A 13,930-nucleotide genomic window follows, 5' to 3' on the forward strand; every position below is an offset into this window, starting at 1 on the left:
GGAACACTATATTTTGAATTACCGGAGTTCCGGCCAATAATCTTTATTCGCAATCAACATATCATCAAGGACTTGTTTAGCTGCTCGCGCAGACGGTACGGTTTGATTTAAGGTAAATGCTTGTAAGGCTTTGTCATAGGAATTCTCAAAAAATGCATCTACAAGCAGTTTTTCTGCTGCAACCTGTGCTTCCATCATTCCTTTATGAAAATCATTGATAGGATGTAAAGCAAGCTGTTCTACACCAGTGGCGCCGATATAGGCAGGGACCTCTACAACTGCATCGTCTCTTAAATTTGGAATTGACCCTTTATTAGGCGTAATAACCATAAAACGTTTCGGTTCATCATTTAATATCGCCACAGCTATATCTACAATATAGTTACCATGTTCACCAAAGTTGAAATGCAGAATATCTTCTGTTTCTCCATTTCTGATTTGTTCTGCCATTTTACGTGTATTTGCTTCACGGCCCTCCATCACCATATTAGCTCTGGTGAAGTTTTTATCTTCATTTTCAACCATAATATCGGGGAACCAGTAATATTCTAAATAATTATTAGGCAGTGCCTCAGGGAAGTATTTCACCATGGCAGACATCAGTTGATACGTCTTCGCCCAATATCGATCTCCTTCATTAAATTCGGCAACGTCCATATTGACTTGACGCAGCTTGTCAATAATTTCAGGCATAACATCCCGTTTTAACGAGGTATCATAAATTTTGCTATACCAGCCGTAATGATTTAGACCATAGTAAGTTGGTATCCAGTTTTTCCTGTTGTACCCAAAGTTAGATGCAATGGTCTCTTCCAGAGATATAGTCATATCACACACATTTATCATATTGGCATCAGGATATTTTCTCCGTATTGCTTCGGAAATGATAGATTCCGGGTTTGTGTAGTTAAGAATCCAGGCGTCTGGAGCGTATTGCTGTACATAGCCTACAATCTCTAATATTCCGCCAATGGAGCGTAACCCGTATGCAAAACCGCCCAGTCCGCATGTTTCCTGGCCTACCAGGTCGTATTTTAACGGAATTTTCTCATCCTGCTCTCGCATAGCAAGACCGCCAACACGAATTTGGGAGAAAACAAAGTCCACATTTGTGAATGCTTCTTCCGGGTTTTCTGTTACAACCAGCTTCATATCTTGTCTGTCCTTATCAATTAATAACTGATTGATGATTAACTTCATATCTTCATTTCTTTTTGGATTGATATCATATAACCGCATTTCTGTAATAGGAAATTTACTGCTATTACTTAATAGTGCGGAGACGATACCTGGTGTGTAGGTACTCCCGCCGCCAGCAATGGTTATGATTAAATTATCCTTCATTCTTTATTCCTCCAGTACATGACTAAACTTTTATTCTGTTTCTTTTCCGAGATAATTATCTACATCCTCTTTGAGATTCTGCACAGATAATCCGATGATTACTTGAATGGCATTGCCATTTTTAACGACGCCTGATGCCCCGAGGCTTCTAAAATGCTCATCAGAAGCTATTTTTTCAGGATCCGTGACGAGCACCCTTAACCGGGTAGCGCAATTTGTAACATGCTCAATATTTTCTGGTCCGCCGAGAAGGTCTACATATTCACCAGCCAGATTCTTTTCTGTAGATTCTGCGGTTTTCTTCTCTTTATAGTCTTCTTTTCCATAAAGTTTGACTTCTTCATCAGTACGTCCTGGTGTTTTAATATTTAATTTCAAAATCATAAAACGGAATACAAAAAAGTAGATAAAGAAGAAGACGATACCAATGGCGATTTGGATTAAATAGGTCATCCAGTGATTGCTAAATAAAGGTATCCAGTTCATGGACATGAATTCCAGCAGTCCGCCGCCAAAATTTCCAGTGACACCAAATATATACATCGTTGTAGCCAGAAAAGCATCCAGAACAGCTTTTACAGCAAATAGCAATGGTGCAACAAAAATATACGTGAACTCAAGCGGCTCCGTAATCCCTGCCAATACAGCAGTTATCGTTGCGGGTATTAATAGGCCGGCGACTACTTTTCTTTTTCCTTTTTGCGCTGTTACATAGATAGCTAAAGCAGCAGCTGGTAAACCAAATATATTGGAGTTGCCCTGCATCGCGAATCCGCCTTCTGGGAATAATTCTTTCAAGGAAGCAGTAGATTGAGCGAAATCACCCATATTTGCTGCCCAGTTGGCATAAGTTCCACCGTCAATAATGGCTGGGCCAAACTGAAAAGGTCCGTAAATAAAATGGTGTAACCCTGTCGGAAGCAAAATCTTTTCTAAAAAGATATAGAGCCAGACACCGAAATTCCCCGCGTTAGCCAGAAATCCTTGCAGGGATGCAATCCCCATTTGGATATAAGGCCATAACCAAGCAGTTAAGAAAGCAACAGGCAGCATGGCGAAGAAACCGATAATTACTACAAATGCAGACCCTTGGAAAATACCAAGATAGTCTGGAAGTTTCGTATCATAGTATTTATTGTGCAAATATACCGCAATAGCGGATATAATAATTGCTCCAAGAATACTGGTATCTAATGTTTTAATCCCTGCAATCTCGGCTAAGCCGCTGACACCGCCTGGATCTTGGCTGAAATCAACATTAAAAAAACCTGGAAAGCTTGTTAACATCGCATTGATGAAATAATTAAAGGTGAGAAAAATGATAATTGTTTCCATTAACGCTCTGCCATTTGCTTTGGCAGCCAATGCTACCGGAATGCCCATTGCAAAAATGAGGGGCATTTGATTAAATACGGTCCAGGCTCCTTCTTCAATAATGAACCAAATCTTAGACCATGCGGTGCCTTCTTCTGCAAGGCTGCCCATGATAAGAGGGTCATTAAAAAGTGTGGAAAAGCCTATGACAATCCCTGAAAATGCGAAAAATAAAACCGGAACAAACATAGCGCTTCCAAACCGTTGGAATTTCTGCATCATTTGTATTTCCCCCTGACCTAAAATAGTAACAGATAAAAGTCGTTACTTTTTCTGTTCCAAGTAATCTAAATATGATCGAAACAGCGCCTCAACCATAACGAAAAAAGTAGAAAATGTTGTAATTTCTAAAGCGAGATGGCTTTTTTGCGGGTGAGCAAACGCATACATTCTTAAATCAGTTAACTGAGCAAGCTTGTTATTCTTTAAATCCGTAATTGACATCAATGGAATCTTTTTAGCAGCAATTCGCTGTGCAAAAGGAAGCATGGAAGGCGTATTGCCTGAAAGTGAAATAATAATAATTAAATCGTTTTCAGTTAAATCGTCCATTAATACATAAAAATCCATTTCGTCATCAATCACATGGACATATTTATTGAGTACCCAAAAATATCTTTTCAGTTCATTTGCACACAATTTCTGTTCTGTTCCTGTTCCGTATACAAATAAACGCTCGGATGATTCAATGGCTTCACATATTTCTTCAAAGTCCCAATGCTGCAGCTGCTCAATATTCATTTGTATATCAGTGATGAGACTTTTTTTATACGATTTTTCCGGTGTCTCCTTTTTCTCCTGCCATTTTATTGCATATTTCATTTCACTGAAGCCCGCGAATCCAATTTTCTTAATAAATCTGGATATCGTTGATTTTGACGAATGACACGCATCTGCTAATTCCCTGATGGTCATCTTCTCCACAGCTTCACGATGCTTCAGAATATAGGAAGCTATCGACTTATCTGTGGCATTAAACGTTTCGTAATATTGATTTACTGCTTCTTCTATTAAATCCATCTTTATCACTCCTGTAAGTCTTCCTTTACAAGGAGTATAATTTACAAATCTGTATAAAAGCAATCACCTCACTATCCATAAATTTTTTCCTGCCGGCGATGGAAGGGATTTCATATGATTTTAATTTTAAATGCTGTTTTCAAGAACAACAATAGATGGAAGCGATTATGGATGCTTTTACTCATGCTGACACATGCGTTCATTTTCCGGGACATGTCCCAATGAAAAAAGCATTTATATGAAGCTGTGATTTTAGGAAGGATGAGAAATACTTTTTTAGAGCAGCTGTTTGAAAAGATTATGGTGGAGAGAACAGACTGCAGCTTTTTTGAAGGAAATAAAAAGAAGCTCCAGGAGGTTATCTCCACAGAGAGCTTCATTATATTCCGAGTAATATTTTGTTTATATTAGATATCTTCTATAAAATGTTCAGCGTACATATTCCAATATTTTTTAAATACACGATTTTTCTTATCATCCAAATTAAGCTGATACATCCGGAAATTAACGAGAATATCCTTTGGCTGCCATTGTTCTTGATAGGAATATTGATAAGTCATCCCGAGCTTCTGCATAACTCTCCCGCTGGCTATGTTATGGATATCATGCGTCGCTGTAATATACTTGATTCCCATACGTTTCATCTCTGAAATGACAGCAAGACCAGCTTCTGTCACAATGCCATTTCCCCAGAATTCTTTTTTTAATGCATAGCCAAAATCATGCCCTTCTTCCAAATTGACAGTTACATAACCAATCGGCTGATTATCTTCTTTTAAACAAATCGCAAAATAGTAGCCTGAATTATTTTCATACAAAGGGTGGATTCTGTCAGTATAATAGTTTTCCGCTTCTTGTTTATTTCGTAGAGGAAAAGGGGTAAATATTGATTTACTTCCTCATCGCTGAGTATGTCATAAATTGCTTGAATATCCTTGTCAGATGAAGTGAATTGCCGTAAAACCATTCGTTCCGTTTGAATCTCCAAGATAAACTCACTCCTTTAAGGGTGTTCTTTATTCGCACGAAAGGTTATGAGAGAAGGGTCATTTTCCTGACCATAACCAATATCATAATCAATGAAGCTGAATCCGATATGTTTTAATAACCCTTCTAATTCCCTCAATCCATACCAGTAAAGAATGAAATGGGAGATTTCGGTTTTCTCTACAGCACCTTTATGCAGCAGCTCATATTTATGTATATAGGAAACTTTTTGCTCCAGCCAGTCGATGTTTTTACTTGTGCTTGTAAATAATATCCCTGAATCTTCTGTTATAGGATAATTGCTTATTTCCATATCACCCGTTTGAAAGTCGGTTGGCAATAAGGTATCAAAAATAAATTGTCCGTCTTCCTCCAGATGATGATAGATTCTTTGAAGGAAGGTATCGATTTGGTTTCTGGAAAGCAGACAAAAACTCCCTGAAGGCATAATGATGGTGCTATACTTCTGTTCTAAATCAAGCTGTATCAAATCTTGATTAAATAAATTGGTGTTCACTTGATATTTTTGCATATTGGTTTTGCACTGCGTCAGCATCTCTAGTGAGATATCTACGCCGTCTATAGCTATTCCTTCTTTTAAAAGGGGGATTAGCATTCTGCCTGTACCAACACCGGCCTCCAGTACCGAACCCTGTCTATTTTTTACTTTCTCAAGATAATATTCCATGTCGCCGTTCAATGAATGTCCAACTGGTTTGGTAACTTCATATAATTTTGTACTTAGTTCCCCGTACTCTTTGAACATATCTATCCCTCGATTCTGTCATATTCTTATTTCAAACTGCAGCATTCGTGAAGCATATATTACCATTCTATAATAAAATGAAGGAATAATCTAAAAACGGATAAAAAGGCATAAGTATTGCTAATAATGTTATTCGAAAAAAGCTTGCCCTATATAATAAAGGCAAGCCATTCTGTATTAAGACGCGCTTTCAACCGCTATTTGCAATGCATCTATTGGATTGTCGGTGCTCTCATCAATTTCATAAACGGTGCTTCCTTGCTGCCAGCGGATAACGGTTCCGGGATGTTCGTCAAAATCGTCAATTTCAATTACTCCACGCTCATCAGGCGCAGGAAGATAATTGGTTTCCAAATAATCTACGACAGTCCGGGCAAGTTCTTCGCCGTCTTCGTATTTTCCGGTTGCAAATTCAGGATCAGTTGGAGCATTTACCCGAATCAACCATTTCCCTTCATTCCATGAAACATAGTTATGGCCGGCAGCTCCTTCTGCAAGAGCTTCGACGCCATGACCAAGATCTATATTTGTCTGTTCTACTTCTTCATAGTTTTCAATTGCGTTAACTGCTTCCTGTTCACTGGAATAATCGGTTTCTTTTATATTATTTTTAGAAGCTTCTTTGCTGTCTGTGTTTACTTCCGCATTAACTGTATCTGTGTTATTTGCATCAGCGGATTCTGTCTCTTGTTCTTCGTTAGCGTTATCTTCTGATTTCGCAGCTTCACCTTCCTGCGTATTTTCTGTGGATTCTGCGTCATTGTCTTTCGTACTATCCGTCTCAGAAACAGTTTCTTCATCCGATTCCTGCTGTGAGGTATCTGTTTCTGCCTGTGAAGCGCCCTGACATGCCCCCAGGATAAGTAAGAGTGTCATGCCTGGTGCTGCAAAATATGATTTTTTCAGTCTCATGCTGTATCACTCCTTCTAATGTATATATTTCCCTTATTTTTTTAAAATGAATCCTGAAGTTCAAGATTGCTTTTGACAAATAGACAAATAGTAAAACGTTACGTTGAAAAAGTGATATACTGGCTGTAGCTTTCTTTTTAAGGAGGAATCGACATGGAAGCATTCTTTGATAATGCTTACTCTAGACTAGGCACTTTTCTGGTCTGAGAGGTCTGAATATAGTAAGCCGGAACAAATAATGAATGATCTCTTTAGGCCGTAAGTTTTAACAAATAGCCTAATATAATGGAGTGAGTTCAAATGGAAAAACAAATAATTGAGCCGTTTTTAACAGTAGCGAATTATCGTTTTATAGAGCAGCAGGCAGATAAAATTTTACGAGCCTTAACCACAACAAAGGATAAAAATGTCATTCTGGCAGTACGCGGAATTGTAAAAGCTGATGTCATAGATTCCTTTACATGGTCTGAAGAAGAAGAAAAAGTAATCCAACCGTTGATAGATATAAAAGACCGAGCAGAGAGAGAAGCCTTTTTAGAACAGCTAACATCCTATATTGTTCCATTTAAAGCAGTAGAAGCAAGTAAATTAAAAAGCTTATTTAAAAAGGAGAAAAAGTTGAAGCTTCCAACCCTTGAGGAGATGGATTTTCAGCAAATTTCTTATTTAGCCTGGGATGATCCCGGGAAATTACGCAGATATATGGTGATAGAGCAAGATAGTGGGTTTAAAGCACTTAAGGGTACTTTTACACACCCTTCAACGAAAGGAATTTGTGCTCTTTGCAATCAGCACTCAGATGTTGTCCGTTTAACCACTTCCGTAAAAGGAGAGGTTCCCGGAACATTTACCAAACACTATAATTATATCTGCGCTGACAGTCAATTATGCAATCAGCAAGTAACGGATATAGAGAAGGTAAGAACATTCTTTGACAGAGTCACTAAGTAACTTTTATGTAAGCAATTAAAAGCAGACAGATAAAGAAGGTGCGTACTTTCTTTATCTGTCTTTTTTAGAATGAAAACGCTAAAGAAAAGCTGCTCCAGATCCTGTAACAGATCTAGAACGGCTTCAATTCGATTAATCACTTTTCAGAAGGGAATACATTTGAATATCAACAAAACCTTTATTTACCTTTTCATACTGCCGTAATGTTCCTTCAAAGCTGAATCCCAGTTTTTTCAGGACTTTCACCGAATTCACATTTGCAGGCTCCACTTTCGCTTCGATCCGATTTATTCCCAAATTCTCAAAAGCTTCATGGATCAGTACCTGGATTGACTCAGGAGCATATCCATTTCCCCAATGCGCTTTCGCAATATCATAGCCAATCTCAACCCGGGCATTTTCAAGGTTGATAGCATTGAAGCCGCAGCTGCCGATAATTTCCTCTGAATTCAAGTCAATCACACTGTAGCGGATGGCTTGATTGGTTTCAGCTAATTCATTCAATGTGTTAATCATTTCTATAGCCTGCGATTCATGAGTGAAGGCAGAAATATTCATGAATGCTGCTACTGCCGGGTCGGACCATATGGCAAATAATGCAGAGGCATCCGCTGACAGCATTTTCCGCAAGCATAGTCTTTTCGTAAATAATTCTTCCTGCAATACGTTTACCTCCAATATTCAAATGGATTTTTTTGTGAAATATGGTTATCTGCGCATCATTCAGTCCCTTCAAGGTTTTCTGGTTCATTTACTTTTTCTTTTTCGGTTTTTCATCCAAAATCGATTTTAATTCTTCAATTTCTTCTTCAGACAAAGAATCTTCTTCAATAAACTGTACAAGCATGGATTTTACCGTGCCGCCATAGATTCGCTTGATAAAGGATTCCGCTTCGGCACGCTGGCACTCATCCTGTGAATAAAGGGGGTAAAAGGTGTAGATCCGCTGTTCTTTATTTACACCGGCAACGCCTTTCTGCACTAACCGATCTAGCAATGTGCGTACGGTTTTCGCCTTCCAATCTTTTTGCCCCTGCAGGGAAGTAATCACATCATTTGCTGTTTGCGGTGATTTTTCCCACAGGGTATTCATAACTTCCCATTCTGCTTCAGAAATATTTGGTACCTTCTCCGTCATGTTTCTCACCCCGGTTTTATTCCTCATAAATTTGTTTATCTTTTAAAATCGCTAAGGTTATTTCTGTTGCTATACTTCCAGAGGCGTTATCCTCGTCCTGTATATTTGTTGCGAAGAAATACGTGTTTGTTTCTGTTTCAACAAATCCAACAAACCAGCCGTTGATATCCTTGCTGTTTACATTACCTGTTCCCGTTTTTCCATAGAGAGAAGCGCCGTCCTTTTGCTCCATTTGCAGGGCATCTTTGACAGCTTGGATATGCTCTTCCTGAAAGTCAAAGCGATTGGTATAGAATGCCTGCAACAGCTCTACCTGCTCCACTGGTGAAATTTTCAAAGTAGATTCCAGCCAGTATGGATTCGTTCTGTCAGAAATATCCTGGTTTCCGTAATGAATGCGGCTGAGATAGGATTGAATGCTGTCTGTTCCTAATTCTTGGTCAATCTCTTGGAAATACCAATTGACAGAACGGTTTAAAGCGGTCTCCAGATTTTGGTCTTGATTCCATTGGTCATAAGGCTGTTCCGAGCCATCCCATTCGATGGTGCTTTGTTCGGTTGTGATGATGTTTTCTTCTAATCCGAATAAAGCACTATAGATTTTATAGGTAGAATCAGGAGAAACCCGCAGTGTGCTCTGATCTTCATTATAGATATGATACGCATCCTCCTGCATATCGTACAGAACAAAACTGCCCTCGTAATTTTGGAAATAAGAACTCAGGTCTTCCTCGTTTGTCTGTTCAGACTTAAAGGAAGTATAACGATTATTGTCATTTGCCATTACAGAAGCAAACGGAATCTGCGTAATTACAAACAATCCAACCAGAAAAAAGATTCCCATGCTTTTGGTACGCTGTAATTTAGAGTCTGCTTGAAAGGAAGCAATCTCTACAATCCGTTTCTTTATCTGTTTTTTAGAGCCATTTAATTGATTTGCCAGCTTATTGTACGGAGGGCTGGAAGATTTATCAATAAAATGAATGATGGTATTTCCGTATTTTTTATGATTCTTATCATCTAAAGACAACAGTACTGCGTAATCACAAGCAATCTCCCGGTCGAGACGCATTTCTTTAAATGCAATCCAAATCAACGGATTAAACCAGTAGATGATTTGAAAGAAAACCATCAGATAATTTGTAGGGATATCCTTGTATTTATAATGGTTTAATTCATGCAGGAAAATATGCTTGATATCATCCTCAGATAACCATTCTTCAAAATTCGCCGGCAGCACAACAAAGGTTTTACGCAATCCAAATGTCAACGGGGAATGTACTTCATCGGAAACTCCTAATGAAATATTTTTTGAGATATTTAATTGCTGCTTCGCTCGTTTGAAAAGGTCAAGAATAGCTTTATTTTCCACCCGGGAAATAGATTTTCTTATTCCTTTTAGTTTCAACCATGCATGTATGGAAAGCCCGGTAAATACGAGAGCACCTGCAATCCAGATCCCGCCGGCAATTCCATTGAATAGATCCGTATTTGTCTGCGTTACAGTTACAGAAAAGTCCTGCATCCAATTTGTATTGGCCCCTCCGGCTTCGGGCGCTGCAGTGTTTATTGAAGCGGTGCTTTCTTCACTGGACGGGTTCGTAAATGCATTGAACAGATTGCCGGCAGGAAGAAAGTGCGCAGGGATAAATGGAATGACTAAAGCAGCAAGCAATAAATACCATAGGTTATATTGCCATTTGGCAGATAGTTGTTTCTGAAATAGCTTTTTCATAAGCAAGATAAATCCGACTGTAATGGAAGAAATGATGAAACCTGTAAGAAGCGTTGTTATAAACATGCTATTTGTCTCCATTCTTCATTTGCGGTAATGATATAGGAACAATTTACCGAAATTTATTTTAGCAGTAAAAAGAGTATATCCATATTTCTTTCTGCATAAGAGCAGCCAGAATTACATTTGTAATACATTAAATTTTAGCACGCAAAGCTAAAGTTATCAAACGTTGAATAAGAAAGGGAAAATAAGGAATTGACATATTAAGACTACGTGTGTAGTATTGTATTACAGTTGTAGTCGAAAAAATAATTTTTAGGAGGAATTTAAACGATGTATATTCAAGATATTTTTAATAAAAAAATGCTAATCATAATGTTGTTGGTTGCTGTGATAGGGTTAGCAGGCTGTTCCAATGAAGCGGGAAACAGTGATAAGAATCCTGAAGCTGCGGAGCAGGAACTTCAAAGTGAAGAAGTTTTTAAAGAGCTGGAGAAGGAATTTGATGCAAGACTTGGCATATATGCGATAGATACGGAAACGAACCAGACTGTTGCTTATCACTCTGATGAAAGGTTTGCTTATGCTTCCACTTTTAAAGTCTTAGCCGCAGCTGCCATTTTACAAACTGCATCAATGGATGACTTAGAGAAAATCATTACGTATACGGAAGAGGATTTAGTAACTTATTCTCCTGTGACAGAGAATCATGTAGATGACGGAATGAAATTAAAAGAAATCATGGAGGCGGCTATTCGCTACAGTGATAATACAGCTGGAAATCTGTTATTGGAAGAGCTGGGAGGACCGGATGGACTGGAAGAAAGACTGAGAGAAATTGATGATGAAACAATTGAAGCAGACCGGATGGAGCCGGAACTAAATGAAGCAGCGCCGGGAGATACCAAAGATACGAGCACGCCCAAAGCACTAGCTGAAAGCTTGCAGACATATGTGCTGAGTGATTTACTTCCTGAAAAGAAGCGGGATTTGTTAATTGATTGGATGACAGGAAATGAAGCCGGAGATACGTTGATTCGTGCTGGCGTACCCGAAGGATGGGAAGTTATCGATAAGAGTGGAGCAGGGGGCTATGGTACAAGAAATGATATTGCAGTCGTATGGCCGCCTGACCATCAAGCACCGATTGTTATCTCCATTTTGTCCAGTCGTGATACGGAAGACGCAGATTTCGATGATGCAGTCATTGCAAAAGCAGCACGAGGTGTTATCGAGCAGATGCAGAATAAAGAATAGGAAGGTGGAAGAATGAAAGGTTATCGAATGATTCTCCTCCTGCTGGTGATGATGCTTTTGATAATCGTTGGATGCTCCAAGAAAGAGGAGCCGTCGGAGGTACTGGATGATTATCTTTCCAACTGGGAGAATAAAGATTTTTCTGCTATGTACGAACAGCTTTCTGACGAAGTAAAAAATAAAGTAACAGAAGAAGCGTTTATCGAACGCTATGAAAATATATATGATGGGATAGAGGCAGAGAATGTACAAGTGACATCGCAGGTAGATTCCAAGGAGCAGTTAGAGTCTGATGGAGGTGTTATGACTCTTCCATATAAGGTAGAAATGAACACCGCTGCTGGCCCAATTGAATACAGGCACCAGCTGACATTAGAACAGGGAGATGAGGGAGCGTGGCTGGTTAAATGGAATACCTCACAGATTTTTCCGCAGTTAAGTACAGGAGATAAAGTAAAGGTCAACACGTTAGAGGCGGAAAGAGGAGAGCTGCAGGATAAGAATGGAACTGGACTCGCCGTTAACGAAGATGCGAATGTTATAGGGGTTATCCCGGGCATGCTGGAAGAAGGAACCCAAACAAAAGAGAAGCTGGCGGAGCTCTTGGATATTTCGGTGGAAGAAATAGATCAGGCGCTGGACGCATCCTGGGTAACACCGGAAGTGTTCGTACCAATAAAAACCTTGCCAATGGAAGAAGACGATATAGAAGCCTATGAGGAACTTCCAGGAGTAAGCTCCCGCGTGGAAACCGTCCGTACTTACCCGCTGGGAGCTGCTGCAGCTCACTTAACAGGCTATGTCCGGGAAATATCGGCAGAGCAGCTGGGGGAGCTCGATGGTTATGCTGCTGGCGATGTAATTGGAAACGCAGGGTTGGAAAAGGTATTTGAAGATAAATTACGGGGAGAAAACGGCGCCCATATTTATATCAGCAATGCAGATGGAGAAGTAAAAGAAACGCTTGCCCAAAAAGAGCCTGTCGATGGAGAGGATATACAATTAACCATTGATGCCGCCCTGCAGCAAGAAATATATAATCAGTTTGACGGGGATGCAGGTACTTCTGTTGCGCTCGATCCAGATTCAGGAAACGTATTATCACTCGTCAGCGCGCCTGCCTATAATCCCAATGCTTTTGTACGAGGATTATCTGATGAACAATGGGGAAAATGGAGTGAAGATCCGGATGAACCATTCTTGAATCGCTTTATTAGCCGTTATGCGCCAGGATCCGTATTTAAAACAATAACTGCATCGATTGGATTGGAAACGGGTGTTACCAATCCGGAAAAGGTCAGACAGATTGACGGGCTTCATTGGACCAAGGATGATTCGTGGGGAGATTATTATGTTACCCGTGTTCATGATAAAGCAGATGTTAATCTGCGAGATGCTTTTGTTCATTCTGATAATATTTATTTTGCACAGGAAGCTTTAGAGATGGGGAAAGACAGCTTTTTAGAAGAGACAGCTGCTTTTGGGTTTGGAGAAGAAATCCCATTCCCATTCGCTATCCCAGCTTCCAATCTGACGAATAATGGAGAAATCGATCATGAAGTACAGCTTGCTGATACGGCTTATGGACAGGGGCAGGTAATGATGAGCCCGCTGCATCTTGCGTTAACGTATACGCCCTATCTTAATGAAGGGAACATGCTGTATCCTTCTCTGATTGAAGCGGATGAACCTGAGGTTTGGAAGGAAAACCTTATCAGCGAAGAAACCGCTGATTTGGTAAAAGAGAATTTGATTCAGGTCGTCGAAAGCCCGGAAGGTACTGCACATAGCACGTATATACCTGAAGCGGTAATTGGCGGGAAATCTGGAACAGCGGAGATAAAAGGAAGCAAGGAAGATGATAATGGAAACGAAAATGGCTGGTTTGTCGGATTTGAAGAGGACGATTCTGACATATTATTGGTAATGATGGTGGAAGATGTGAAGGACCGCGGCGGCAGCGGTTATGTGATATCCAAGGCGAGAAGTATTTTTGAATATATGCAATAAAGAATAAAAATGAGCATTCACCTGAATCCGAAAATGAGGATTCAGGTGAATAGGCTTTAGATAGGTTTTTTATTCCCCGCCTTCAAAAATGTCTTCCACCTTGTCATCATCTGATCCGCCTTCGTTATCATTTTCCTCTGTATCTTCTGATTCCGCTCCATCTTCATTGTCATTTTCTTCTTGTGTTGGTTCTTGATTATCCGGTTCTTCATTTTCATCGCCCTGACATGCTCCAAGAAGAAGCATCAATGAAACTCCAAAGGCTGCAAGGTAAGATTTTTTCAATTGCATGATGTATTATCACTCCTTCTAATGTATGCTCTTACCCGATTTTAACAAAGAAAATCAGAAAAATTGATTTTGTTAATAAATTGTAAAGAGCTTTAGATACAACATGTCATGCTTCATTTCAAATATAGACAAAAACCTTCAC

At 39.5% G+C, this 13,930-nt stretch carries 13 protein-coding genes; 3 read left to right on the top strand and 10 right to left on the bottom strand.

The window, feature by feature from the left end:
* Positions 1-18 precede the first annotated feature (18 nt).
* From MKY65_RS02605 to MKY65_RS02630, 6 genes are all read right to left on the bottom strand, one after another.
* Positions 19-1,344: a maltose-6'-phosphate glucosidase gene (locus MKY65_RS02605; RefSeq protein ID WP_339182076.1), complete on the bottom strand. Its 1,326-nt coding sequence runs from the start codon at positions 1,342-1,344 to the stop codon at positions 19-21.
* A 30-nt stretch (positions 1,345-1,374) separates the two neighbouring features.
* A complete protein-coding gene (locus MKY65_RS02610; RefSeq protein WP_339182078.1) occupies positions 1,375-2,940 on the bottom strand; it encodes an alpha-glucoside-specific PTS transporter subunit IIBC in 1,566 nt (521 codons plus the stop codon).
* A gap of 42 nt (positions 2,941-2,982) precedes the next feature.
* Positions 2,983-3,738: a MurR/RpiR family transcriptional regulator gene (locus MKY65_RS02615; protein WP_339182079.1), complete on the bottom strand. Its 756-nt coding sequence runs from the start codon at positions 3,736-3,738 to the stop codon at positions 2,983-2,985.
* 407 nt (positions 3,739-4,145) lie between these two features.
* On the bottom strand, positions 4,146-4,625 hold the full coding sequence (locus MKY65_RS02620) for a GNAT family N-acetyltransferase (RefSeq protein ID WP_339185088.1): 480 nt from the start codon (positions 4,623-4,625) through the stop codon (positions 4,146-4,148).
* A 116-nt stretch (positions 4,626-4,741) separates the two neighbouring features.
* Positions 4,742-5,491, bottom strand: a complete 750-nt coding sequence (locus MKY65_RS02625; protein ID WP_339182081.1) for a class I SAM-dependent methyltransferase — start codon at positions 5,489-5,491, stop codon at positions 4,742-4,744.
* Positions 5,492-5,668: 177 nt separating this feature from the next.
* Positions 5,669-6,403 (bottom strand): hypothetical protein, encoded by a 735-nt coding sequence (locus tag MKY65_RS02630; protein WP_339182084.1) that lies wholly within the window; start codon positions 6,401-6,403, stop codon positions 5,669-5,671.
* 300 nt (positions 6,404-6,703) lie between these two features.
* Here MKY65_RS02630 and MKY65_RS02635 point away from each other — a divergent pair, with 300 nt between their 5' ends.
* Positions 6,704-7,354, top strand: coding sequence for a FusB/FusC family EF-G-binding protein (locus MKY65_RS02635; RefSeq protein ID WP_339182088.1), 651 nt, complete (start codon positions 6,704-6,706; stop codon positions 7,352-7,354).
* Positions 7,355-7,486: 132 nt separating this feature from the next.
* Here the strand turns inward: MKY65_RS02635 and MKY65_RS02640 are convergent, their stop codons facing one another.
* The 3 genes from MKY65_RS02640 to MKY65_RS02650 all read right to left on the bottom strand — a co-directional run bounded on the left by MKY65_RS02640 (position 7,487) and on the right by MKY65_RS02650 (position 10,293).
* Positions 7,487-8,017, bottom strand: a complete 531-nt coding sequence (locus tag MKY65_RS02640; protein ID WP_339182090.1) for a GNAT family protein — start codon at positions 8,015-8,017, stop codon at positions 7,487-7,489.
* A gap of 88 nt (positions 8,018-8,105) precedes the next feature.
* The gene (gene blaI / locus MKY65_RS02645; RefSeq protein ID WP_339182093.1) at positions 8,106-8,492 is read right to left on the bottom strand and encodes a penicillinase repressor BlaI; all 387 of its coding nucleotides are present in this window, start codon (positions 8,490-8,492) and stop codon (positions 8,106-8,108) included.
* Between the two features lie 16 nt (positions 8,493-8,508).
* Positions 8,509-10,293, bottom strand: a complete 1,785-nt coding sequence (locus MKY65_RS02650; RefSeq protein ID WP_339182095.1) for a BlaR1 family beta-lactam sensor/signal transducer — start codon at positions 10,291-10,293, stop codon at positions 8,509-8,511.
* A 270-nt stretch (positions 10,294-10,563) separates the two neighbouring features.
* Here MKY65_RS02650 and bla point away from each other — a divergent pair, with 270 nt between their 5' ends.
* Positions 10,564-11,487: a class A beta-lactamase gene (gene bla / locus MKY65_RS02655; RefSeq protein WP_339182098.1), complete on the top strand. Its 924-nt coding sequence runs from the start codon at positions 10,564-10,566 to the stop codon at positions 11,485-11,487.
* A gap of 12 nt (positions 11,488-11,499) precedes the next feature.
* A complete protein-coding gene (locus MKY65_RS02660) occupies positions 11,500-13,497 on the top strand; it encodes a penicillin-binding transpeptidase domain-containing protein (RefSeq protein ID WP_339182101.1) in 1,998 nt (665 codons plus the stop codon).
* Positions 13,498-13,566: 69 nt separating this feature from the next.
* Here the strand turns inward: MKY65_RS02660 and MKY65_RS02665 are convergent, their stop codons facing one another.
* Entirely contained in the window at positions 13,567-13,788 is a 222-nt protein-coding gene (locus MKY65_RS02665; protein ID WP_339182104.1) for a hypothetical protein, read from the bottom strand.
* Positions 13,789-13,930: the final 142 nt, after the last annotated feature.

It is taken from the genome of Oceanobacillus sp. FSL W7-1293, from assembly GCF_037969815.1.
Taxonomy (GTDB): domain Bacteria; phylum Bacillota; class Bacilli; order Bacillales; family Amphibacillaceae; genus Oceanobacillus; species Oceanobacillus oncorhynchi.

Bases quoted from the DNA above. Each gene is read 5' to 3' on its own strand.
- MKY65_RS02605 (WP_339182076.1), bottom strand. From the start codon at position 1,344: ATGAAGGATAATTTAATCATAACCATTGCTGGCGGCGGGAGTACCTAC.
- MKY65_RS02610 (WP_339182078.1), bottom strand. From the start codon at position 2,940: ATGATGCAGAAATTCCAACGGTTTGGAAGCGCTATGTTTGTTCCGGTT.
- MKY65_RS02615 (WP_339182079.1), bottom strand. From the start codon at position 3,738: ATGGATTTAATAGAAGAAGCAGTAAATCAATATTACGAAACGTTTAAT.
- MKY65_RS02625 (WP_339182081.1), bottom strand. From the start codon at position 5,491: ATGTTCAAAGAGTACGGGGAACTAAGTACAAAATTATATGAAGTTACC.
- MKY65_RS02630 (WP_339182084.1), bottom strand. From the start codon at position 6,403: ATGAGACTGAAAAAATCATATTTTGCAGCACCAGGCATGACACTCTTA.
- MKY65_RS02635 (WP_339182088.1), top strand. From the start codon at position 6,704: ATGGAAAAACAAATAATTGAGCCGTTTTTAACAGTAGCGAATTATCGT.
- blaI (WP_339182093.1), bottom strand. From the start codon at position 8,492: ATGACGGAGAAGGTACCAAATATTTCTGAAGCAGAATGGGAAGTTATG.
- MKY65_RS02650 (WP_339182095.1), bottom strand. From the start codon at position 10,293: ATGTTTATAACAACGCTTCTTACAGGTTTCATCATTTCTTCCATTACA.
- bla (WP_339182098.1), top strand. From the start codon at position 10,564: ATGTATATTCAAGATATTTTTAATAAAAAAATGCTAATCATAATGTTG.
- MKY65_RS02660 (WP_339182101.1), top strand. From the start codon at position 11,500: ATGAAAGGTTATCGAATGATTCTCCTCCTGCTGGTGATGATGCTTTTG.
- MKY65_RS02665 (WP_339182104.1), bottom strand. From the start codon at position 13,788: ATGCAATTGAAAAAATCTTACCTTGCAGCCTTTGGAGTTTCATTGATG.